Source organism: Burkholderia sp. Bp8998 (assembly GCF_003854235.1).
Classification (GTDB): domain Bacteria; phylum Pseudomonadota; class Gammaproteobacteria; order Burkholderiales; family Burkholderiaceae; genus Burkholderia.
This window is the reverse complement of record NZ_QTQF01000006.1, coordinates 87,373-108,223: the sequence shown is the minus strand read 5'-3', so window position 1 is coordinate 108,223 and position 20,851 is coordinate 87,373. Positions and strand designations below refer to the sequence as shown.

Genomic DNA, 20,851 nt, shown 5'->3' with positions numbered 1-20,851 from the left:
CCGCGCGGCGCGGCCTCTCAGCCTGCCAGCTTGCGGCGATGGCGCCACAGGCTCGAGGCGACGGCAATCAGGATCACGGCGAAGCCGATCAGCGCCCAGCCGGGCAGCAGGATCCCGAAGATCGGCGGATAGACCGTCTCGCACAGGCCGGCGACCTTGAACATGCCGGGGAACCACTGGGCGGGCGGCAGGCTGTCGACGATCGGCTGCAGCGTGTCGAAGCCGCAGCTGAAGCCCGGATTCATCTGGATCGACAGGTGTCGCGCGGCAGTGCCGACGCCGCCGGCCGCGGCGATCGCGATCAGCAGCTCGAGCACCCAGATGCCGCGCCAGTTGCGCATCCCGGCGGCCAGGAACGCGAAGATCCCGATCGCCGCGAAGAAGTAACGCTGGATGATGCACAGCGGGCACGGGTCTTCGTTCTTTACGTACTGGAGGTACAGCGCGCCGGCCAGCAGGGCGATGCACACCCAGCCGAGCAGCATCAGCAGGCGGCGTTCACGGCGGAGTGCGAGCGTGTAGTCGTTCATGTCGGCGGGATTCCTGTCGTTGGTCGGTCCGATAAGCAATCGCGCGATTTTAGCGCGAACGATCTGGCACGAAACTGACAGCGCGCGCGTGCGGCACCCCGCCGCACCTGCTTCGTCCGGCCCATCACCTCGCCCTGATGCCGCGCGTGCGGTCACCGGATCGTGTTCAGCACGGCCTCGACCGCCTGGCCGATCGCGAGCAGCGCGTCGTCGCGATGAGGTGCGGCCGCGAGCATCAGGCCGACCGGCGCCGCGTCGCGCGGATGGCACGGCAACGACAACGCGCATGCGTCGAGGAAGTTGAACGCGCTCGGGTTGCGCAGGATCAGCGCATTGGTGCGCGTGAACGCGGCGTCGTCCGCTTCGAGTTCGGCGATGCGCGGCGGCACGACGGGCACCGTCGGCGCGACGAGCGCGTCGAAGCGCGACCAGACGGTGTGCGCGGCTTCGTCCAGCATCGCGTGGCGGGCGGCGAGCAGGTCGAGATAGTCGGCCGCGCTGGCCGGTTCGCCCTTCAGGATGCGCGACAGTACGCGCGGGTCGTATTGGTCGCGGTGCTGCGCGAGCAGCGGGCGATGCCATGCGTATGCCTCGATCGGCGAGAAGCCGAAGCGGTTGATGTCCGGCAACCGGTCGAGCGCGGAAAAGCGCACTTCCGTGACGATCGCGCCGGCGGCTTCGAGGTGCTTCAGCGCTGCGTCGAGCGCGGCGGCGACGTCGGCGTCGACGCCGTCCGTCACGTAGTTGGTCAGCACGCCGAGGCGCACGCCTTCGAGCGGCCGCGCGGCCGGCACGTTCGGCTCGAGGCCCGCGAGCATCCGGTCGACGAGTGCGCAGCAGGCAACCGTCAGGCCGATCGGGCCGAACGAGTCGAGCGTGGTCGACAGCGGCACGCCGCCTTGTGTCGGGATCCGGCTCGCGGTCGGCTTGAAGCCCGAGAGCCCGCACAGCGCGGCCGGAATGCGGATCGAGCCGCCGGTGTCGGTGCCGAGCGCGACGGCCGCCATCCCGTCGGCGACGGACGCGGCCGCGCCGGACGACGAGCCGCCGGCAATCCGCGCGTCGCCCGGTACGTCGCGGCGGTACGGCGACCGGGGCGTGCCGAAGTGCGGATTCAGGCCGAGCCCCGAGAACGCGAACTCGCTCATGTTGGTGCGGCCGACCAGCACCGCGCCCGCGCGCTTGAGCCGTGCGACCGCGACCGCGTCGGCCTTGGCGGGCGGCGCCCCGTCGAGCACGCGCGAACCGGCGCGCGTCACCTGGCCCGCGACGTCGAACAGGTCCTTTACCGACACGGGGATGCCCGCGAGCGGCGACAGCACGGTGCCCGCGGCACGCAGACGATCGTGCGCGTCGGCGGCCGCGCGCGCGTTGTCGGCGTCGACTTCGGTGAAGACGGCGGCACCCTGGCCGGACGGATCGGCGATCCGATCGAGCGCGACGTCGACGAGCGCGCGGCTCGTGGTCCGGCCGGCGGCGAGGTCGGCGGCGAGCTGGGCGAGCGGAGGGAAGGGCGTGAAAGTGGTCATGGGCGGCTCAGGGGCGAAGATGTTGGACGAGGGTGGCGCGAAACGAGTCAATATGGCGTTCGACGGCCGTGCGCGCGCCGGCGGCGTCGCGCGCGGACAGCCGCTCGAACAGTTCGCGGTGTTCATGCTGGACGTCGGACAGGTGGTGCGGTTCGGACAGCGTGACGAACCAGAAGCGCAGCGAGCGTTCGTGCAGCGCGCGCAGGATCTCCGCGAGGACCGTATTGCGTGCCGCCGCGGCAATCGCCTGATGAAACGCGCGGTCGAGTTCCATCATGCCCTCGACGTCGTGCGTGTCGACGCGGGCCTGCCCGTCGTCGAGCAGCGCGGCGATGCGCGCGAGATCGTCGGGCGTCGCATGGCGGGCGGCGAGTTCGACGCAAAGCGCTTCGTTGATGCGGCGCACGTCGATCACCGCGACGATGTCGTCGAGCGACAGCGGCTGCACCATCAGCCCCTTGCGCGGCATCACGGACAGCAACCCTTCGAGCACCAGCCGGTGGACGGCCTGACGGACGGGCGTGCGGCCGATGCCGGTGCGTGCGACGAGGTCGGCTTCGTTGAGCGCGGCGCCCGGCTTAAGGCGCATCGTGATGATGTCGCGCTGGATCAGCGTGTACGCGCGGACGGCGAGGCTGACCGCCGATGCGGCGGGCCGGTCGTGGAGGGCGTCGGTCAGGGCGTTCATGCGGGCGGCGGCGCAATGGCCGGGCAGGGCGCGGTCATTGCGCGGGCGAGGGGCGTGTGGACGATCCGTGAATATTATTGTGATATATCACTGATGTCCAGCTCACCGGGGTGACCTTCGAGCCGTCAAACGGGGTACGACGGCGTGTCCGGCGCCACATGCGACTGCTTGCAACAATATCGACAGGATGTTGCAGGTTTACCGCGCGATCGTGCACTGAAGCATAATGAATCCTCGTCAATCCAATACGCGCGAGCGACGTACCAGACCATCGTCATGAGCGAAATCACGCCTTCCCCGGCCGGTCTGCCCGGCACCTCTTCCACTTCTTCCCATTCCCCCCGTTCCGATCCTGCGAATACGCCCGACGCCCGCGCCGCGCAGGCTGCGGCTGCGCAGAACGCCGCCGCGGACGGCGTCTCGCCGGCCACGGCCGTTTCAGAGCCAGGTGCGCCGGGTGCTGCCGTCGACGGTGTTGCGGCGTCGCCGAAACCCGGCGTCCCGCCGCCCGGCTTCGGCGCGCAGCCCGATTTCGATACGCCGCGACCGCCGCCCGCGAGCGCGCAGCATGCGCCGCCGGCTTACCTGAAACAAAGCGACACACCGTGGTCGGTGTTCGGCCGGATTGTCGCGGCGCGCGCGCGCCGGATGTTCGACCGTGCCGGCCAGCGGATCACGCAGCGCACGCTGCGCATCGGCGTGTCGGCGCGGATCTTCCATCCGGAGCCGGGTGCGAAGGGGCTGCGCGGCAAGACGCTGCAATATCTCGAGGAATCGATCGCGCACTGGGTGATGTCGCGCGACGTGCTCGTGTTCATGATTCCGACCGTCGGTCATCAGGGCATGCTGCATCCGAGCAACATCCGCCTGCGCGACTACGCGAAGCATCTCGACGGCCTGCTGCTGCAAGGCGGTGCCGACGTGTCGCCGCAAACCTACGCGGCGTCGGATGCGCGTCCCGAATGGCCGGGCGACCGCGTGCGCGACATGTACGAGCTCGAGCTGTTCCACGAGTTCGTCGAGTCCGGCAAGCCGGTGCTCGGCGTATGCCGCGGCTGCCAGTTGATCAACGTCGCGTACGGCGGGTCGCTGTACCAGGACATCGCGACCGACGTGCCGACCGCGAATCCGCACGTGAGCGAGCATTACGACCAGCATCGCCACGCGATCCGCTTCCCGGATTCGTCGACGCTCGCGAGCATGTTCCCCGGGCGCAGCGAAGCGATCGTGAACTCGATCCACCATCAGGCGATCCGCGATCTCGGCCGCGATCTGAACATCGAGGCCGTGTCGGCCGGCGACGGGATCATCGAAGGCATTCGCTACCGGCGCGCGCCGTTCGTCGTCGGTGTGCAATGGCACCCGGAGTTTCATCGCGCGGGCGGCGCCGAGCTGCTCGACTGCACGCCGCTGCTCGATGCATTCCTGCGCGCGGCGCGCGAAACCCGCCTGTAACCCGCCCGTGTATCGCCCCGCAGGAAGGCCGGCCGCATCCCGTCGAATTCGAGATGCGGCCGTTTGATTTTGAACGATAATCGCGACTCCCGATGCGTTCGCCGGAGTCTGACGTTGGCCTTCCGAGATTTTTCCCCTGCACGATGCGCAACATGGATCGTCGCGCTGGCCGCCTGCGCGCATGCGGGGGCGGCGTGGTCCGCCGACGCGACCGCGCCCGTCGCGGGCACGCGCCCCGCGGTGACGAGCCTGAGCGGCGATGCCGCGACCGCGGTGCCTGCTTCCACGGCGTCCGCCACGGACGCCACCGCGCAAGGCAACGTCGCCGAACTCACGCAGATGCTGCACGACGGGCGCATGGTCGAGATGCGCACCAGCTACAACGGCAGCTATGGTGCGAGCCTGATGTTCGATCCGCGCGAGATGACGTATTACGTCGCGCTGTTTCAGGACAAGCATCTGTGGCGCGTGATCAAGTCGCAGGAGAAGCGCCGTGCGGAGAGGGTGTACACGAACTTCGTCCAGCTGACGGTGCAACTCGCGGACGTCGAAATTCATCGTACGGAACTGCAGGCGCAGAAGGCGTTCCTCGAACGCGTGATCGCGCTGCAGGCGAATCGCGCGCAGCAACTGCAGGCCGATCTGAGCGTCGCGCGCAGCCAGCAGGCCGAGGTGGCGCAGCGGCAGAAGTCGGCGCAGGAGCAGACGCGGGCGCTGCAGGTCGAGAAGCGGGCGGCGCAATTGCAGTTGCGCGATCTGCAGGAGCAGGTGCGGCAACTCGAGCGGCAGGCCGAAACGGGGTTGCCCGCGCGCCAGTGAGCTGGTATCGATCCAGCTGGATCGACGGACGAACGAAACCCGGCGAGGCCTGTTTCGCCGGGTTTTTATCGGGTGGGCGTCAGCAGGGGAGCGTGCCGGGGCTACCCGCCGGACCGGCACCAAGGCGGCACCGGGGCCGTGGCTGAGCGTCGCCGCGATCTGCGGATTGTTCGCGACGCTCGTGCTGTATCGCACGCCCGAATCGCGCAACCAGTACAAGGCGGCCTGACGTCGCCTGTCTTGCATCACGTCGAATGAAACAAGGGATCGCACCGCGCTCCCTTTTTTGTCTGCGTTCGGGTATTCAGGCGTCGCGCAGCGCGCCGGCGACCGCTGCCGCCACGTCGAGCCATTGTCCCGGTGCGGACTGGCGGGCGAGCCTGGCGTGCGGATACCACGGACAGTCGTCGCCGGTGAACCAGCGCCAGTCGGGTGCGAACGGCAGCATGATCCACAGTGGCTTGCCGAGTGCGCCCGCGAGGTGCGCGACCGCCGTATCGATCGTGACGACGCCGTCGAGCCGTTCGATCAGCGCGGCCGTGTCGGCGAAGTCGTTCAACCGCCCGTCGAGCCGATGCACGCGAGGATGCGCATCGACGCGCGCCCGTTCGTCGTCGTCGAGCGCCGGCTGGAGCACGACCCAGTCGATGTCCGGCAGCGCGAGCAGCGGCGCGAGCGCGTCGAACGGCATCGAGCGGTTTTCCTGCGCCTGCCGGCGTCCCGTCCATGCAAGGCCCAACTTGCGCTTCGACTGGCCGCCCAGCGAGCCGCGAAAGCGCCGGTGCGCGCTGTCCGGCGCATCGAGGTAGCGTGTGCCTGAGGCGATGTCGGCCGGCTGCAGGCCAAGCAGGAAAGGCAGGCTCATCAGCGTGCACGCGATGTCCGCCGGCGGCGGCTTCGCGGCGCCCTGCGCGACGAGCGTCACGCGCCAGCGCGCCGCGGCCGGCGCGAGCAGCGCGACGAGTTCGGGTTGCACTTCGAGCACGACGCGCGCGCAGCGCGCGCGGGCCAGCGGCACGAAGCGGACGAACTGCAGCGTGTCGCCGAAGCCCTGTTCCGCGCGGATCAGCAGCGTGCGCGCCGCAATCGGCTCGCCCTGCCAGCGCGGCAGCGTGCCGAGCGGCGTCGCGCCCGGCGTATCGTGGCGCGTTTCGTACGCGGGCAGGCCGCGGGTGAAGTCGCCCAGCGTCAGCAGCGTGACGGCGCGGTGCAGTTGCGCGAGTTTCAGGTCGGGGGCAACGCGCAGTGCCTGGTCGAACGCGCGCAGCGCCATCTCGTGCGCGCCGAGTGCGTGATGCGCGTTGCCGAGGTTCAGCCACGCGAGACTGAACGACGGATCGAGACCGACCGCGCGTTCGTAGTATGGCAGCGCTTCGCGCTGGCGCGCCTGCGCGCACAGCGCGTTCGCGAGCCCGAAGAGGGCGAGCGGGAACGGCGGGTGCAGCGCGAGCGCGGCTTCAAATGCGGCGGCGGCTTCGCCATGACGGCCGACCGCCTCGAACGTGTTGCCGAGATTGAAATGCGCGGCGACGAAGCGCGGTTGCGCGGCGATCGCCGCCTGGAAGTGTGCGATTGCGTCGTCGGCCCGGCCCATCGCGTTCAGCGCCATCGCGAGATTGTTGTGCGCGCCGGCATGCCCGGGCCGCAGCTCGAGGGCGCGATGGAAGGCGGCGAGCGCGTCGTCGTGACGGCCGAGCGCATTCAGCGCGTTGCCGAGGTTGTTGTGGATCGATGCGTCGTCGGGTGTGAGCCGAAGTGCGCGGGCAAACGCGTCGACGGCATCCTCGTGGCGCTGCAGCGCCGCATACGCATTGCCGAGGTTGTAGTGCGCGAGCGGAAAATCGGGCGCGAGCGTCAGCGCGTTGCGAAAGCGGTCGATCGCTTCGTCGAGCCGGCCGAGCGCCTTCAGCGCGTTGCCGAGATTGAGCTGGAACGCGGCGTCGTTCGGGCGCAACTCGACCGCACGCGCGACGAGATCGGCCGCCTCGGCATGCTGGCCCTGCTGATGCCGCAGCACGCCGAACAGATGCAGTGCGTCGGCGTCGGCGGGATGGGTGGCGAGTGCGGCGCGATAGCCGTGCTCTGCCTCGGCGAGGCGGCCCGCGCGGTGCGCGGCAAACGCTCGGTCGAATGCGGAATCCATGACGCGAAAACTGGCGGAAAGCGCGTATTTTCCCACACTGCGCGCGGGCGCCCCAGATCGGCCGGTCGGCATATGGCCCCGTCACGCGGAGCGGCGTAGACTTGCACAATCGCGTGTCATCGAGGTTCTCATGGCTGACACACCGCTCGATATCCCGCCCGTGCTGATCGTCGGCGCAGGCCCCACCGGCCTTGCCGCTGCGATGAGTCTCGCGCGAGCCCGCGTGCCGGTGCGCATCATCGACCGGCTCGCCGCGCCCGCGCCGTATTCGCGCGCGATTGGCATCCAGGCGCGCACGCTCGAATTGCTGGAGCAGCATCGCGCGGTCGAACCGTTTCTCGCGCTGGGTCATCGCGCCCATGCGGCAGCGCTGCATGCGGACGGTCGCGTGATCGCCCGACTCGATTTCGATCCGCTGCAAACGCGCTATCCGTATCTGCTGTTTCTCGACCAGAGCATCACCGAGCGGCTGCTCGCCGAGCATCTGGCCGGGTTCGGCGTGACCGTCGAACGCGGCGTCGCGCTCACCGCATGCGACGCGGGCGGACCGTCGCTCGACGTGACGATCCGCGATGCCGACGGTCGTGAACAGGCGTTCGCGCCGTCGTACCTGATCGCTGCCGACGGCGCGCACAGCACGGTGCGCCATCTGCTTGGCCTGGGCTTCGCCGGGCATGCGTTCGAGCAGACCTTCCTGCTCGCCGATTTCGCGGCGATACCCGACTGGCCGGACGAGGAGATCCATCTGTTCACGACGCCAGACGGCATCGCCGGGCTGTTTCCGATGGGCGGCGGCCGCTACCGGCTCGTTGCCGACCGGCCGCCCGGCGGCGACGCATCGCCCGATGCGCCGACCCCGACCCCGACGATCGAGGAATGCGCGGCGATCGTGCGCGCACGCGTCGGTGCATCGATTGCGCCGAGCGATCTCGCGTGGTCCGCGTATTTCCGCTTGCATAGCCGGATGGTCGACCGGCTGCGTCACGGGCGCGTGTTCTTCGCGGGCGACGCCGCGCACGTTCACAGCCCGGCGGGCGCGCAGGGGATGAACACGGGCATCCAGGAAGCGTTCAATCTCGGCTGGAAGCTCGCGCGCGTGCTGGGCGCGGGCACGCCGGAGCGGCTGCTCGACACCTATCACGCGGAGCGCCACCCGATCGAGCGGGACGTATTGCGGCAAACCGGCCTCGTCACGCAGATCGTCGAAGCCGACCACGGCGCGATGAAGCTGCTGCGCGATCATGTCGTGCCGCTGCTGGCGTCGTTTGGGCCGGTGCGCGACGTGGTGCGCCGCACCGTCAGCGAGCTCGGCGTGCAATACCGGAAAAGCCCGCTCACGCTCGAGCGCGTGCTCGACGGCGGGCCGCGCGCGGGTGAGCGTGCGCCCGACGCGCTCGTGCACGTGGTCGACGGGCCGCTCGGCCGGGCGCCCGGAACCGCACGGCTATACGATCTGCACGACCCGGCGAGCTTTACGCTGCTGCTGCTCGAGGAGCCGGCAGGTGCCGACGCGCGCGATACGGGCGACGTACCGCCGATGCCCGCGGATGCGCAGGCGCTTGCGCAGGGGCTGGAGCGGATCATGCCGGGTGCCGTGCGGACGTGGCGCGTCGCCGATGCCGAAAGCGACGGCGCGGACGGGCTTGCGCAGGTATACGGCCGCTCGAGGCCGTCGTTCTACCTGCTGCGGCCCGATGGCTACATCGCGGTGCGCGGCCGTACCGCCACCGACGCGAACGCGCTGCTGCGCCACTGCGAAAGCTGGTTCGCGGGCATGTCGGTGCCCGCGTAGCGGGGCGCTCAGGCGGAGGCCGCGGCCGGCTCGAGCGATGCGCGGTGCGCGGAGATCGCGTCGCGCACGATCGGTGCCGCGCGTTGTCCGGCCGCGCTCGACGGATCGTCGAGCGCGGCGAGAAGCGCGCGCCGCATTCGCGGCTCCCAGAAGCGCCGGATATGGTCGGCGATCCCGGACAGCGCTTCTTCGCGATCGGGCATCGATTCGAAGAACGCGCCGATCTGGTTGGCCATGTCGATCAAGTGTCCGTTGTCCATCGCGTCCTCACTTGCCCGTCGTCACGGCGGCCGGCGTGGCGGCGCGTTCGAGCAGGTCGAGCTGCTCCGAGTTGAAGCGCGCATACGCGCGCTGCCAGTCGGACGGCTGCGCAACCGGCATCACCTGCACGGCCGTCACCTTGTATTCGGGGCAGTTCGTCGCCCAGTCGGAGCTGTCCGTCGTGATCACGTTCGCACCCGACTCGGGGAAGTGGAACGTCGTGTACACGACACCCGGCTGCATGCGGTCGGACACGAGCGCACGCAGTACCGTCTGGCCGGCCCGCGATTCGATGCCGACCCAGTCGCCGGTCCGGATCCCGCGATCCTCCGCGTCGTGCGGATGGATCTCGAGGCGGTCCTCTTCGTGCCATCGGACGTTCTCGGTCCGGCGCGTCTGCGCGCCGACGTTGTATTGCGACAGGATGCGTCCCGTGGTCAGGATCAGCGGATAGCGCTGCGTGACCTTTTCCGGCGTCGGGATGAACTGCGTGATCACGAACTTGCCCTTGCCGCGCACGAACGCGTCGATGTGCATCGTCGGCGTGCCGTCCGGCGCCTGTTCGTTGCACGGCCACTGGATGCTGCCGAGCGCGTCGAGCTTCTCGTACGACACGCCCGCGAAGGTCGGCGTGAGCCGCGCGATCTCGTCCATGATTTCCGACGGATGCGTGTAGTGCATGTCGTAGCCGAGCGCCTGCGACAGCAGCAGCGTCACTTCCCAGTCCGCGTAGCCCGCGAGCGGCGGCATCACCTTGCGCACGCGCGAGATACGGCGCTCCGCGTTCGTGAACGTGCCGTCCTTCTCGAGGAACGTCGAGCCCGGCAGCAGCACGTGCGCGTATTTCGCGGTTTCGTTCAGGAAGATGTCCTGCACCACGATGCATTCCATCGACGACAGCGCGGCCGCGACATGCTGTGTGTTCGGGTCCGACTGGACGATGTCCTCGCCCTGGCAGTAAAGCCCCTTGAAGCTGCCGTCGAGCGCCGCGTCGAACATGTTCGGAATGCGCAGTCCGGGTTCCGGTTGCAGCGTGGCCGACCATGCCTGTTCGAACTGCGTGCGCACGGTTGTGTCGCTGATGTGCCGGTAGCCGGGCAACTCGTGCGGGAACGAGCCCATGTCGCACGAGCCCTGCACGTTGTTCTGGCCGCGCAGCGGATTGACGCCGACGCCTTCGCGGCCGATGTTGCCGGTCGCCATCGCGAGGTTCGCGATGCCCATCACCGTCGTCGAGCCTTGCGCGTGTTCGGTCACGCCGAGGCCGTAGTAGATCGCGGCGTTGCCGCCCGTTGCGTAGAGGCGCGCGGCTTCGCGCACCTGCTCGGCCGGTACGCCCGTCACGTCCGCGGTCGCTTCGGGCGAGTTCTCCGCGCGCGACACGAAGTCGCGCCATTGCTCGAACGCGCGCGTGTCGCAGCGTTCGGCGACGAATGCGTCGGCGACGAGCCCTTCGGTGACGATCACGTGCGCGAGCGCGTTGACGATCGCGACGTTGGTGCCGGGGCGCAGCTGCAGGTGGTGCGTGGCCTTCACGTGAGGGCCGTCGACCACGTCGATGCGGCGCGGGTCGATCACGATCAGCTTCGCGCCTTCGCGGATGCGCCGCTTCATGCGCGAGCCGAACACCGGGTGGCCGTCGGTCGGGTTCGCGCCCATCACGACGATCACGTCGGCCTCGCTGACCGACGCGAAGGTCTGCGTGCCGGCCGATTCGCCGAGCGTCGTCTTCAGGCCATAGCCGGTCGGGGAGTGGCACACGCGTGCGCAGGTGTCGACGTTGTTGTTGCCGAACGCGGCGCGCACGAGCTTCTGCACCAGGTAGGTTTCCTCGTTCGTGCAGCGCGACGACGTGATGCCGCCGATCGAATCGCGGCCATACTTCTGCTGCAGCTTGCGGAATTGCGTCGCGGCGTAGGTGAGCGCCTCTTCCCAGCTGACTTCGCGCCACGGGTCGGTGATCTTCTCGCGGATCATCGGCTTCGTGATGCGGTCCTTGTGTGTTGCGTAGCCCCATGCGAAGCGGCCCTTCACGCACGCGTGGCCTTCGTTCGCGAGGCCGTTCTTGTGCGGCGTCATGCGCACGACCTGCGTGCCCTTCATCTCGGCCTTGAACGAGCAGCCGACGCCGCAGTACGCGCAGGTCGTGACGACCGAGTGCTCGGCCTGGCCGAGCTGGACGACGGACTTCTCCTGCAGCGTGGCGGTCGGGCATGCGGCGACGCAGGCGCCGCACGACACGCATTCCGATGCCATGAACGATTCGCTTGCGCCGGCGGCGACGCGCGATTCGAAACCGCGCGCGGCGATCGTCAGTGCGAACGTGCCTTGCGTTTCCTCGCACGCGCGCACGCAGCGGTTGCAGACGATGCACTTCGACGGATCGTACGTGAAGTACGGATTCGATTCGTCCTTCTGCTCGCGCAGGTGATTCGCGCCGTCGAAACCGTAACGCACTTCGCGCAGCCCGACCACGCCCGCCATGTCCTGCAGTTCACAGTCGCCGTTGGCGGGGCAGGTGAGGCAGTCGAGCGGATGGTCGGAGATGTACAGCTCCATCACGTTGCGGCGCAGCGACTGCAGCCGGTCCGACTGCGTGCGCACCTTCATCCCGGCTTCGGCGGGCGTCGTGCACGACGCCGGATAGCCGCGCCGGCCTTCGATTTCGACCAGGCACAGACGGCATGAGCCGAACGGTTCGAGCGAATCGGTCGCGCAGAGCTTGGGCACGTTGACGCCGGCTTCGATCGCGGCGCGCATCACCGACGTGCCGGCCGGCACCGTCACCGGCTGGCCGTCGATTTCGAGCGTGACGTCGGTATCGGCATGCCGTTGCGGCGTACCGTAGTCGGTTTCGTCGAACGGATCGCGTGCACGCGCCTGTGCGGCGCTCTTGCACGCGCATTGGCCCGAGCCGCAGCCGCCTTGGCGGACGTTGTTCGTGTCGAGGGACATGCAGGGCTCCTTCTGGGTCAGGCCGCAGCCTTGACCGGACCCGACGCGGCTTGCTTGCCGGCGGCGAGCCCGAAATCTTCGGGGAAATGGTCGAGCGCGGACAGCACCGGGTACGGCGTCATCCCGCCCATCGCGCACAGCGAGCCGGCGAGCATCGTGTCGCACAGGTCGCGCAGCAGCGTGACCTGTCGCTCCGACGTATCGCCCTGGCGAATGCGTGCGATCGTCTCGACGCCGCGCGTCGATCCGATCCGGCACGGCGTGCACTTGCCGCACGATTCGATCGCGCAGAACTTCATCGCGTATTCGGCGAGCGCCGCGAGATTCGACGTGTCGTCGTGCAGCACGATGCCGCCGTGGCCGACGACCGCGCCGATGGCCGTATAGGCCTCGTAGTCGAGCGGCACGTCCCACTGGTGTTCGGGCAGATAGGTGCCGAGCGGGCCGCCGACCTGGGCGGCGCGCGCGGGCCGGCCGCTCGCCGTGCCGCCGCCGTAGTCGAACAGCAGCTCGCGCAGCGTGACGCCGAACGCGAGTTCGACGAGGCCGCCATGGCGGATGTTGCCCGCGAGCTGGAACGGCAGCGTGCCGCGCGAGCGACCCATCCCGTAGTCGCGGTAGAACGCGGCACCGCGCGCGAAGATCACCGGCGCGGTCGCGAGCGTGATCACGTTGTTGATCACGGTCGGCTGGCCGAACAGGCCGGCGAGCGCGGGCAGCGGCGGTTTCGCGCGCACGACGCCGCGCTTGCCTTCGAGCGATTCGAGCAGCGCCGTTTCCTCGCCGCATACGTACGAACCGGCGCCCTTTGCGACGTGCAGGTCGAACGCATGCGCGGAGCCGAGCACGTGGTCGCCGAGCCAGCCGGCTTCGCGGGCGCGCTCAATCGCGGTTTCGAGTGCAGCGATCGCGTGCGGGTATTCGCTGCGCACGTAGATGTAGCCGAGCGTCGCGCCCGTCGCGATGCCCGCGATGATCATCCCTTCGATCAGACAGTACGGGTCGCTTTCCATGATCAGGCGATCCGAGAACGTGCCCGAGTCGCCTTCGTCCGCGTTGCAGACGATGTACTTCTGTGTCGCGCTGGCCTGCCGGACGGTGCGCCACTTGATGCCGGCCGGGAAGGCCGCGCCGCCGCGGCCGCGCAGCCCCGATTCGAGCAGCAGTTCGCACGCGGCGTCGCCGTCGAGTGCGAGCGCGTTCTTCAGGCCGGCGAGGCCGTCGTGCTTCAGGTAGTCGTCGATCGACAGCGGATCGGTCAGGCCGATGCGCGCGAACGTGAGGCGCTGCTGGCGCGCGAGATAGGGCAGGGCGTCGACGAGGCCGACGCCGCTCGGATGCGTGCCGCCGTCGAGCCAGTTCGCGTCGAACAGCGCGGGCACGTCGGCGGCCGACAGGTTCGCGTAGCCGACGCGCCCGGCGGCCGTGCCGACCTCGACGAGCGGCTCGAGCCACAGCAACCCGCGCGAGCCGTTGCGGATCAGTTCAATCGCGACACCGCGCCGCTCGGCTTCCGCGACGATCGCGGCGGCGAGGGCGTCGGCGCCGAGCGCCAGCGCGGACGAATCGCGCGGAACGTAGATGCGGGTCGTCATGCGGCCTCCGGGGTGTGAGTGGCCGCATCCGCGAGCAGGGCGTCGAACTTCTCCGGCGTGACCTTCGCGTGCAGCACGCCGTTGACCGTCATGGACGGCGATTGTGCGCACAGCCCGAGGCAGTAGACCGATTCGAGCGCGACGTCGCCCGGTGCGTGCACGTCGGCGCCATCGCCGTGCGCCGCGTCGAACCGGCAACCCGTGCGCGCTTCCGCGTGCGCGGCCAGCGCTTCGCAGCCCATGCTGCGGCACGCCTCGGCGCGGCACATCTGGATCGTCACGCGCGCGGGCGGCGCGGTGCGGAAGTGGTGATAGTAGGTGAGCACGCCGTGCACTTCGGCGCGCGACAGGTTGAGCGCCTTCGCGAGCGGTGCGACGCAGCCTGCGGGCACGTAGCCAGCATCGTCCTGGATCGCATGCAGGATCGCGACGAGCGAACGGCCGGCGTGCGCATGGCGCTCGACGAGCGCGTCGGGCGCAGGGGAATTCGGGGACATCGGTTATGCTCCTCCAAAGTCTCATATGTGCCACTGATTCATATAGTGCACACCGGGACTTCGTCCTGATTGATTTTGAGCAACGATAAGCGGAAGATTCCGCAGTCGCAATAGGAAATCGGAGTGCATAATTGGTTCGAATCGAATGCGACGCGTATCTGACCGTACGCGACTCGGAGGGCCGCACCGCCAGCCTGTCGGACGTCGCTCCGCTGCTGGAGCTCGTGGCCGTTACGGGCAGCATCGCGCAGGCTGCGCAGGCGAAAGGGCTGTCGTATCGGCACGCCTGGGGCATGCTGCGGGCGCTGGAAGCGTGCGTCGGCGGCGAGTTGATCGAGACCGCGCGCGGCAAGGGGTCGACGCTGTCGCCGTTGGGGCAGGCAGTCGTCGATGCGCAGCGCCTCGCGCGCAGCCGTCTCGACGGAAACCTGCGCGCGCTGGCGGCCGAGGTGGCGAGCGACCTGAACCGGCGGCTCGCGCAGCGCGACGGCGCCGTGCGGATCCATGCATCGCACGGCTATGCGGTTGCGACGCTCGTTTCCGCGCTCGTCGATGCGCAGGCAGCCGTGGATATCAAGTATCGCGAGAGTGTCGAGGCCGTGCAGGCGCTCGCGCGCGGCGAATGCGAGCTGGCCGGGTTCCATCTGCCGCGCGGCGCGTTCCGCGAGCAGTGCGCGCAGATCTACCGACCGTGGCTCGACGACACGCGTCACGTGCTGATTCATCTGACGCGTCGCCAGCAGGGGCTGTTCGTGCCGCGTGGCAACCCGAAGCAGGTCAGCGGGCTCGCCGATCTTGCCCGCAGCGACATCCGCTTCGTCAATCGGCAGCCGGGGTCGGGCACGCGCATGCTGCTCGATCTCGCGTTGCGCGCGATCGGCATCGATCCTGAGCGTATCGACGGCTATGCGTCGGCCGAACTCACGCACTCTGCGATCGCCGCGTTCGTCGCGAGCGGGATGGCCGATCTCGGCTTCGGCGTCGAGCCGGCCGCCCATCATTTCGGGCTCGATTTCATCCCGGTCGTCGACGAGGACTATTACTTCGCGTGCGAACGCGCGCAGCTCGACTCGCGGCCGCTTGCCGGCGTGCTGGCCTTGTTGCGCGATGCTCGCTTCGTCGAGCGCGTCGCGCATCTCGACGGTTACGATCCGGCCGCGTGCGGGACGCTGACCGGGATCGCGGCGGGACTCGCCGGTCCCGACGGGGCGGGCGCGCCGGAAGGCAATGCACGGTAACGGGGGCGCGTGCGAACCGCGCTGCAGCAGGGAGGGATTTGCGCTACGCTTGCCGCTTGATCAACGTTCCAACAAGCACGCCGTTCAGGCGTCATCCCGCCATGAAACTTTCCGTTCCCCTCTCTGCGGCAGCGTTGACCGCGGGGCTTCTTCTTGCCGTTTCGCCGTTTGCGCTTGCGCAGAATTCCCCGGGCGTGCCCGGCGGGATCCTGAGCGACCAGTTCCGCCTGAACGAGCATCCGCAGATGCCCTTCGCGGCGTCGACGCCGTCGCAGAAATTCCAGAGCGGCAAGAAGTCGGCATTGCGCCGCAAGGGTGATATGGGTGATCCGAACGGCTGCAACCTGAAGTGCCCGATGGACACTCAGTAAACAAACGCAGGCGCGCCGGGTCGTCGTCGACGCGACCGTCTGGTCGAGCCGCGCCGATGCCGCACGGTTATTTTCGAGCCCCGCAGAGCGTGCTGCCTTGCGGGGCTCGTGCTTTGTGGTCCGTCGTTATGTCGTGCGATCGTGCGGTGTCGGATCGGGTGCGTGTCTTATCTAGGGTTAACCCTTGATTCAGGAAGGATGTCTTCCTGAAACGTGCCTTATTCTTAAGCATCCGCCTACATAAACTTCAGTTTGTCAGCGATGAACGGGTGTTCACCGCGAAATCAGACAAATCTGGAGGTAGGTCATCATGAAGTCGCTCGTTCAAGCTGTTGTCGTTGCTGCCGCTCTCGTTGCTCCGGTCGTTTCGTTCGCGCAGTCCGGCTCGGCACTCACCCGCGCACAGGTTCGCGCCGAACTGGTTCAGCTCCAGCAGGCCGGTTACAACACCGCGAGCGGCGAAGATCCGCACTATCCGGAAGCGATCCAGGCCGCCACGGCGCGTGTTGCCGAGCAACAGCGCAGCGCGTTGGCCCAGGCACACGGTGCTGACGCCAGCGGCTATGGCGCGCAGGGGCAGGGCGCATCGGCATCGGGCTCGCGTGCGATCGGCGTGCGTCCGGCCAGCGCAGAAGAAATGAAGTCGCTGTATCGCGGCAGCTAAGCCGTGCATCGCCCGGGGAGGCCGCGCGGCGGGTGCGACGGTGCGTCGCGTCCGGGTCGCGGTGCCGGGCGGGTGCCGTCTGCGGCGGTCGATCACCGCGCGGGCGGCACCGAACATCCGTTACCTCCTGCCGCCGGTAGACCGGCGGCATTCCGCTCGGCCCGTTCGGGGCTGGGCGCTTTTTCGGAAGGCGCGGGATGTGGCGTGTCGCCGGCAACAAAAAACCCCGCAGACTCGCGTCATGCGGGGTTCGTGCGTCAAGCGTGGAATTTGGTGGTGGGGGCGCACCCTATCTAAAAATCGCGCCATCCCAGCAGTTTGGCACTCACGATAGCGGCTGGTTGATTCGTCAGATGTTATAGGATTGGTGCAAAATCGTCTCCCATCTTTCTGGCAACGAGCGGGCATTTTATAGAGGATGCCAAAACATTTGATGCGGCTTGGTCGGTGCTCGCTTGCCATCCAGTTCGATTCCGTTTGGGAATCGAACCGACGTCCTAATTTAGACTTGGCTTGCGGACGAAGCAGCGCCTTCATGGACTCCCGTCAACTTATTGGAAGGGAGTTCAAGATGGATATTGTTTACTTCAATCAGCGCCAACTGGCTGCCCGCTGGGGCGTCAGCGAGGCCACGCTAGAGCGCTGGCGTAGCGATGGGGTCGGACCGAGATATTTGAAATTGGTTGGTAAGGTGCTCTATCGCCACGTGGACATCGAGGCTTTCGAGGAGGCGAGCGCAAGGGCGGCAACTCCGGGCAAGAGAAAGCCTCGTGCAGAGACGGCCTCAGTCGATCAGAGTTCAATACCTGACCGAAGCGTCGATTTTTCGCGGCTGGTCGGCCCGGCTCAGCGTTGGTATCACGTAGTCAGAGCGCAGGGCGGGAGAGTGGCGTCGAACCCGCATTCGCCTTTCGAGTCAGACAATAACGCCTCGGAATTGAGGGGCTGAAAGGGTTGGCTGTGAGCAGCCAAGGCGCTTTCCACTAACCGGGGTCGATGCGGCCGGTTGAGTTGCAATGGCCCGGCTGCTACACCGGGCTCCATTCTCCGCAAGTAAGCCATCACCGTAGACAATTCCCCCGATTGCGTTCCGCTCGGGGGATTCTCGATGGCACACAAGCTTTGCGTCTGCTGTGGGGATGTGTTCGTACCGCGTCAGCAGATGCCTCATCAGACCTACAGCTCGTCGCTCGCTTGCCAGCGCGCCCGCAAGCGTCAGTGGCAGCGCGAGAAACTCCGCACCGACTCCGACTACCGCGATAACCAGCGTGATGCGCAGCGCGCGTGGTTGAGCCAGAACCCGGATTACTGGCGTCAGTACCGGCGTGACCCTCTAGACCACGCGCTCGACATAATAATGGGGGCGGAATGCCTTCGTTGTTCTGTTGTTGTTCATATTCTGCTTGACCGTTTGGGGCGGTGCACCTAAGATCATTCGGAACAACGACTGAACAACGAGGTGCAGCGTGGAGAGACGGTTTGTCGCGACCCTGAGTCGATCGCAGGGCCGGAGTGCATGGGCGGTGATTTTTCGTCACCCGGTTCGGCTCGATCCGAATACCGGCAAACCAGGGCTGAGGGTTCGCCAAGGACTCGGGACGTCCGAAGAAACCGAGGCGAACGACCTAAAGGAGCAGCTCAATCAATTGCTTGCGGAAGGCGCCTTCTGGAGTCTGCCCGCGCGGGCTGAGGCTGAAAAGCGGTTCCACCGCCGGGTTGTCGAAATCTTCTACCACGGCATGGAGCCTGAGCAGAGCGACTTCAGCGCGATCCGCGAGTCGATCATTCCCTTGCCAACGTCCAATGACTCAGACTATAGGCGGGCGCTGCTCCTCGGAACCACTGGCGCCGGCAAGACGACGTTGCTGCGGCAGTTGATGGGTACGGATCCCGAAACCGAGCGTTTCCCATCAACATCAACGGCGAAGACTACGGTGCACGAGACCGAGGTCGTACTTGCCCCAGGGCCGTTCAAGGCCGTGGTCACGTTCTTTCCCGTCGACGAGGTCCGTGAGCATCTGAACGAGTGCATCTCGGAGGCTGTGCTGGTCGCCTACCGTGGCGATAGCGACGGCGAAGTGCTGCGTAAGCTGCTGATGCACGTCAACCAGAGGTTCCGCTTCAACTATGTTCTTGGCAACGGGCCTCAGGTCGATGATGTCGACGATGACGAGGATGAAGAGGACGACGTTCTCGAGCTGACCGAGGATTCTGCCGCTGATGGCGCTATTGATCTCGAGGCTACAAACGCTTTGTTGAGCAAGACGTTGACTGCGCTGCGCGCCATTGCCGCCCGCCACGGCGATCAACTGAAGACCGAACTCGGTGCCATCGACGAGAAGGATCAGCGGGTCGTCGACGAGCTGTTCGAGGAGGAGCTTGATCGCCGGCTTCGCGAAGATGACGAGTTTCACCGTATTAGCGACGAGCTCATGGACGAGGTCGAGTTGCGCTTCTCGCTGCTCACCGATGGCACCGTGCGGCGCAATAAGCAGGGCTGGCCGCAGTCGTGGTCATGGGAGACGGATGATCGCGAGAACTTCATCAAGACGGTCACTCGCTTTTCCAGCAACCATGCCCCGCGGTTCGGGCGCTTGTTGACTCCGCTGGTAAATGGCGTCCGTGTGGCGGGCGCATTCCTGCCCGCGTGGAGTGGTGGACAGCAACCTAAGCTGGTACTGCTCGATGGCGAAGGCCTAGGCCACACACCTAAGTCGGTCGCAGCCATCTCGACTTCGCTCACGCGGCGTATCGAGTCGACGGATGCCATCGTGCTCGTCGACAACGCCGTGCAGCCGATGCAGGCTGCGCCGGTTTCGGCCATGAAGGAGATGATCACCTCGGGCAGTGCCAGCAAGCTGCTGCTGGTGTTTACGCATTTCGACGAAGTCAAGGGCGACAATCTACCAAACGCGGCAGCCAAGGAGCAGCACGTCCTGGCTTCCGCTGAAAACGTTCTTGCTTCGATTGGCGAGGAACTGGGTCCCTTCGCAGAACGGGCACTTCGTGGTCGGCTGAAGGATGCTTGCTTCTTCGTCGGTGGCATCGACGAGGATCTGGATGCCACGAAGAAGGCGCACAAGCGGACCATCGGTCAATTGCAGGCGCTGTTGGCCGCCATCGATGCCATCGTGGAGACGCCGGCACCTGTCTACGCGAAGCCGGTGTATGACCGAATGAATCTCGTCCTAGCCGTGAAGAACGCGGCTGAGAGCTTCCACGATGCATGGTGGCCGCGCCTCGGCCTCTCCTACAAGCCTGGCGTGAGCAAGGAGCATTGGAAGCGTATCTGGGCATTGAGCCGACGACTCAGCACCCCTGGTCTTGGCGACGAGTTCGATAACCTAAAGCCGGTCGCAGATCTTCGTAAGCAGCTTCAGGATCGGTTGTATGTGCTGCTGCAGAACCCGCTGAGGTGGGCTCCGGCCGAGCCGACTGATGACGAGCATAAGCAGCAGGTGTTTGACGGCCTCGCCAACGCGCTATCCGCCAAAACGCTGGATCTCGCCACCCGTCGCGTTCGAGCCGAACGGATATCGGAATGGCAGTCGGCGTTCAACCAGTCAGGGCGCGGGTCTAGCTATGCGCGGGCCTCGATTATCGGCGAGCGAATTTACGAGCGTGCGGCACCGATTCCCGACGTAACTCCCTCGTTGGATCGCAATTCCTTTCTGCACGAAGTGGCGGCGTTGGTGGCGAGTGTCTGCGAGGACGGTGGTGCTGAACTCGCGTAGCAGCGAGGACCTGAATGTGACTGAGACATTGACGCTGTTTCGCGTGCTAATCGCCGTGACTAACTCCGGGAAATCGAAATGAATGATCCACACGTACTAACACTTCTACAAATGCGGTTGCTCATTGGCTTCCTTGGCGAGCGTACCCAGTTTGCATGGTGGCCGACGGCGTTCTACGAGGCATCGAGCCGACTCTTTCTCGAACCGGTGTTCTCGAAGACTGCAGGGTTGGCACAGTACCACGGCATCGTAGAGGCAGCGCGCCGGCTGCATGACGAACACCTGAGTGTCGGTAGCTACCACCTATTCCGTCTGCCTGAGGAGGTCGAACAGGATATTCACACCCTCGTGCAGGACGGTGATAGTGCAACACTCGCAGGTCAAACTCTTCATAATAAAGATTTGGCATTGGTGGCATTGAAGAATATGACGTCGGCGACGCCAACAACCGGCGAGGGGCCGCTTGCATTAGGCAAAGTTAATGAATTGGACGCTGACGATGTTTTGAAGGCGATCGCTGGCGCCTATTGGTCAGCCTTCACGCGAAACGTAAGGGTCTATCCTTATCTGGCGGGGTAGG

At 66.8% G+C, this 20,851-nt stretch carries 18 protein-coding genes; 10 read left to right on the top strand and 8 right to left on the bottom strand.

Going from position 1 to position 20,851, the window contains the following annotated elements; translation table 11 throughout:
* Positions 1-17: 17 nt before the first annotated feature.
* The 3 genes from DIE06_RS09275 to DIE06_RS09265 all read right to left on the bottom strand — a co-directional run bounded on the left by DIE06_RS09275 (position 18) and on the right by DIE06_RS09265 (position 2,747).
* Complete coding sequence (locus DIE06_RS09275; protein WP_124661164.1) at positions 18-530, bottom strand: disulfide bond formation protein B; 513 nt, start codon at positions 528-530, stop codon at positions 18-20.
* Between the two features lie 152 nt (positions 531-682).
* Complete coding sequence (locus DIE06_RS09270) at positions 683-2,059, bottom strand: amidase (protein ID WP_124661163.1); 1,377 nt, start codon at positions 2,057-2,059, stop codon at positions 683-685.
* 7 nt (positions 2,060-2,066) lie between these two features.
* Entirely contained in the window at positions 2,067-2,747 is a 681-nt protein-coding gene (locus tag DIE06_RS09265) for a GntR family transcriptional regulator (RefSeq protein WP_124661162.1), read from the bottom strand.
* Between the two features lie 276 nt (positions 2,748-3,023).
* Between DIE06_RS09265 and DIE06_RS09260 the strand changes: the two genes are divergently transcribed.
* Both DIE06_RS09260 and DIE06_RS09255 read left to right on the top strand, forming a co-directional pair.
* Positions 3,024-4,202, top strand: coding sequence for a gamma-glutamyl-gamma-aminobutyrate hydrolase family protein (locus DIE06_RS09260; protein ID WP_124661161.1), 1,179 nt, complete (start codon positions 3,024-3,026; stop codon positions 4,200-4,202).
* A 114-nt stretch (positions 4,203-4,316) separates the two neighbouring features.
* A complete protein-coding gene (locus DIE06_RS09255) occupies positions 4,317-5,021 on the top strand; it encodes a DUF2968 domain-containing protein (protein WP_124661160.1) in 705 nt (234 codons plus the stop codon).
* Between the two features lie 304 nt (positions 5,022-5,325).
* On the opposite strand, the gene DIE06_RS09250 is transcribed toward DIE06_RS09255, so the two are convergent.
* Positions 5,326-7,164 (bottom strand): tetratricopeptide repeat protein, encoded by a 1,839-nt coding sequence (locus tag DIE06_RS09250; RefSeq protein ID WP_409364492.1) that lies wholly within the window; start codon positions 7,162-7,164, stop codon positions 5,326-5,328.
* Positions 7,165-7,294: 130 nt separating this feature from the next.
* Here DIE06_RS09250 and DIE06_RS09245 point away from each other — a divergent pair, with 130 nt between their 5' ends.
* On the top strand, positions 7,295-8,956 hold the full coding sequence (locus DIE06_RS09245) for an FAD-dependent monooxygenase (protein WP_124661158.1): 1,662 nt from the start codon (positions 7,295-7,297) through the stop codon (positions 8,954-8,956).
* A gap of 8 nt (positions 8,957-8,964) precedes the next feature.
* On the opposite strand, the gene DIE06_RS09240 is transcribed toward DIE06_RS09245, so the two are convergent.
* Genes DIE06_RS09240 through DIE06_RS09225 form a run of 4 tightly spaced genes read right to left on the bottom strand, consistent with a single transcriptional unit; the run spans position 8,965 to position 14,264 of the window.
* On the bottom strand, positions 8,965-9,216 hold the full coding sequence (locus tag DIE06_RS09240; RefSeq protein ID WP_124661157.1) for a formate dehydrogenase subunit delta: 252 nt from the start codon (positions 9,214-9,216) through the stop codon (positions 8,965-8,967).
* 7 nt (positions 9,217-9,223) lie between these two features.
* Positions 9,224-12,172, bottom strand: a complete 2,949-nt coding sequence (fdhF, locus tag DIE06_RS09235; RefSeq protein ID WP_124661156.1) for a formate dehydrogenase subunit alpha — start codon at positions 12,170-12,172, stop codon at positions 9,224-9,226.
* 17 nt (positions 12,173-12,189) lie between these two features.
* Positions 12,190-13,767: an NADH-quinone oxidoreductase subunit NuoF gene (locus tag DIE06_RS09230; RefSeq protein ID WP_124661256.1), complete on the bottom strand. Its 1,578-nt coding sequence runs from the start codon at positions 13,765-13,767 to the stop codon at positions 12,190-12,192.
* The gene (locus DIE06_RS09225; protein WP_124661155.1) at positions 13,764-14,264 is read right to left on the bottom strand and encodes an NAD(P)H-dependent oxidoreductase subunit E; all 501 of its coding nucleotides are present in this window, start codon (positions 14,262-14,264) and stop codon (positions 13,764-13,766) included. The genes DIE06_RS09230 and DIE06_RS09225 overlap by 4 nt, the downstream gene beginning before the upstream one ends.
* A gap of 131 nt (positions 14,265-14,395) precedes the next feature.
* On the opposite strand from DIE06_RS09225, the gene DIE06_RS09220 reads away from it, so the two are divergent.
* The 7 genes from DIE06_RS09220 (at position 14,396) to DIE06_RS09190 (ending at position 20,850) form a co-directional block, all read left to right on the top strand.
* The gene (locus DIE06_RS09220) at positions 14,396-15,502 is read left to right on the top strand and encodes a substrate-binding domain-containing protein (RefSeq protein ID WP_124661154.1); all 1,107 of its coding nucleotides are present in this window, start codon (positions 14,396-14,398) and stop codon (positions 15,500-15,502) included.
* A gap of 101 nt (positions 15,503-15,603) precedes the next feature.
* A complete protein-coding gene (locus DIE06_RS09215; RefSeq protein ID WP_124661153.1) occupies positions 15,604-15,873 on the top strand; it encodes a hypothetical protein in 270 nt (89 codons plus the stop codon).
* Between the two features lie 310 nt (positions 15,874-16,183).
* The gene (locus tag DIE06_RS09210) at positions 16,184-16,537 is read left to right on the top strand and encodes a DUF4148 domain-containing protein (protein ID WP_124661152.1); all 354 of its coding nucleotides are present in this window, start codon (positions 16,184-16,186) and stop codon (positions 16,535-16,537) included.
* Positions 16,538-17,072: 535 nt separating this feature from the next.
* Positions 17,073-17,486 (top strand): helix-turn-helix domain-containing protein, encoded by a 414-nt coding sequence (locus DIE06_RS39435; protein WP_311767625.1) that lies wholly within the window; start codon positions 17,073-17,075, stop codon positions 17,484-17,486.
* A 159-nt stretch (positions 17,487-17,645) separates the two neighbouring features.
* Positions 17,646-17,966, top strand: a complete 321-nt coding sequence (locus DIE06_RS09200; protein WP_124661151.1) for a hypothetical protein — start codon at positions 17,646-17,648, stop codon at positions 17,964-17,966.
* A 94-nt stretch (positions 17,967-18,060) separates the two neighbouring features.
* Complete coding sequence (locus DIE06_RS09195; RefSeq protein WP_260433572.1) at positions 18,061-20,271, top strand: hypothetical protein; 2,211 nt, start codon at positions 18,061-18,063, stop codon at positions 20,269-20,271.
* Positions 20,272-20,349: 78 nt separating this feature from the next.
* Positions 20,350-20,850 carry a BrxE family protein gene (locus DIE06_RS09190; protein ID WP_124661149.1) on the top strand — a complete coding sequence of 167 codons (501 nt, stop codon included), beginning with the start codon at positions 20,350-20,352 and terminating at the stop codon, positions 20,848-20,850.
* Position 20,851 lies beyond the last annotated feature (1 nt).

Bases quoted from the DNA above. Each gene is read 5' to 3' on its own strand.
- DIE06_RS09275 (WP_124661164.1), bottom strand. From the start codon at position 530: ATGAACGACTACACGCTCGCACTCCGCCGTGAACGCCGCCTGCTGATG.
- DIE06_RS09270 (WP_124661163.1), bottom strand. From the start codon at position 2,059: ATGACCACTTTCACGCCCTTCCCTCCGCTCGCCCAGCTCGCCGCCGAC.
- DIE06_RS09265 (WP_124661162.1), bottom strand. From the start codon at position 2,747: ATGAACGCCCTGACCGACGCCCTCCACGACCGGCCCGCCGCATCGGCG.
- DIE06_RS09260 (WP_124661161.1), top strand. From the start codon at position 3,024: ATGAGCGAAATCACGCCTTCCCCGGCCGGTCTGCCCGGCACCTCTTCC.
- DIE06_RS09250 (WP_409364492.1), bottom strand. From the start codon at position 7,164: ATGGATTCCGCATTCGACCGAGCGTTTGCCGCGCACCGCGCGGGCCGC.
- DIE06_RS09245 (WP_124661158.1), top strand. From the start codon at position 7,295: ATGGCTGACACACCGCTCGATATCCCGCCCGTGCTGATCGTCGGCGCA.
- DIE06_RS09240 (WP_124661157.1), bottom strand. From the start codon at position 9,216: ATGGACAACGGACACTTGATCGACATGGCCAACCAGATCGGCGCGTTC.
- fdhF (WP_124661156.1), bottom strand. From the start codon at position 12,172: ATGTCCCTCGACACGAACAACGTCCGCCAAGGCGGCTGCGGCTCGGGC.
- DIE06_RS09230 (WP_124661256.1), bottom strand. From the start codon at position 13,767: ATGACGACCCGCATCTACGTTCCGCGCGATTCGTCCGCGCTGGCGCTC.
- DIE06_RS09225 (WP_124661155.1), bottom strand. From the start codon at position 14,264: ATGTCCCCGAATTCCCCTGCGCCCGACGCGCTCGTCGAGCGCCATGCG.
- DIE06_RS09215 (WP_124661153.1), top strand. From the start codon at position 15,604: ATGAAACTTTCCGTTCCCCTCTCTGCGGCAGCGTTGACCGCGGGGCTT.
- DIE06_RS09210 (WP_124661152.1), top strand. From the start codon at position 16,184: ATGAAGTCGCTCGTTCAAGCTGTTGTCGTTGCTGCCGCTCTCGTTGCT.
- DIE06_RS39435 (WP_311767625.1), top strand. From the start codon at position 17,073: ATGGACTCCCGTCAACTTATTGGAAGGGAGTTCAAGATGGATATTGTT.
- DIE06_RS09200 (WP_124661151.1), top strand. From the start codon at position 17,646: ATGGCACACAAGCTTTGCGTCTGCTGTGGGGATGTGTTCGTACCGCGT.
- DIE06_RS09190 (WP_124661149.1), top strand. From the start codon at position 20,350: ATGAATGATCCACACGTACTAACACTTCTACAAATGCGGTTGCTCATT.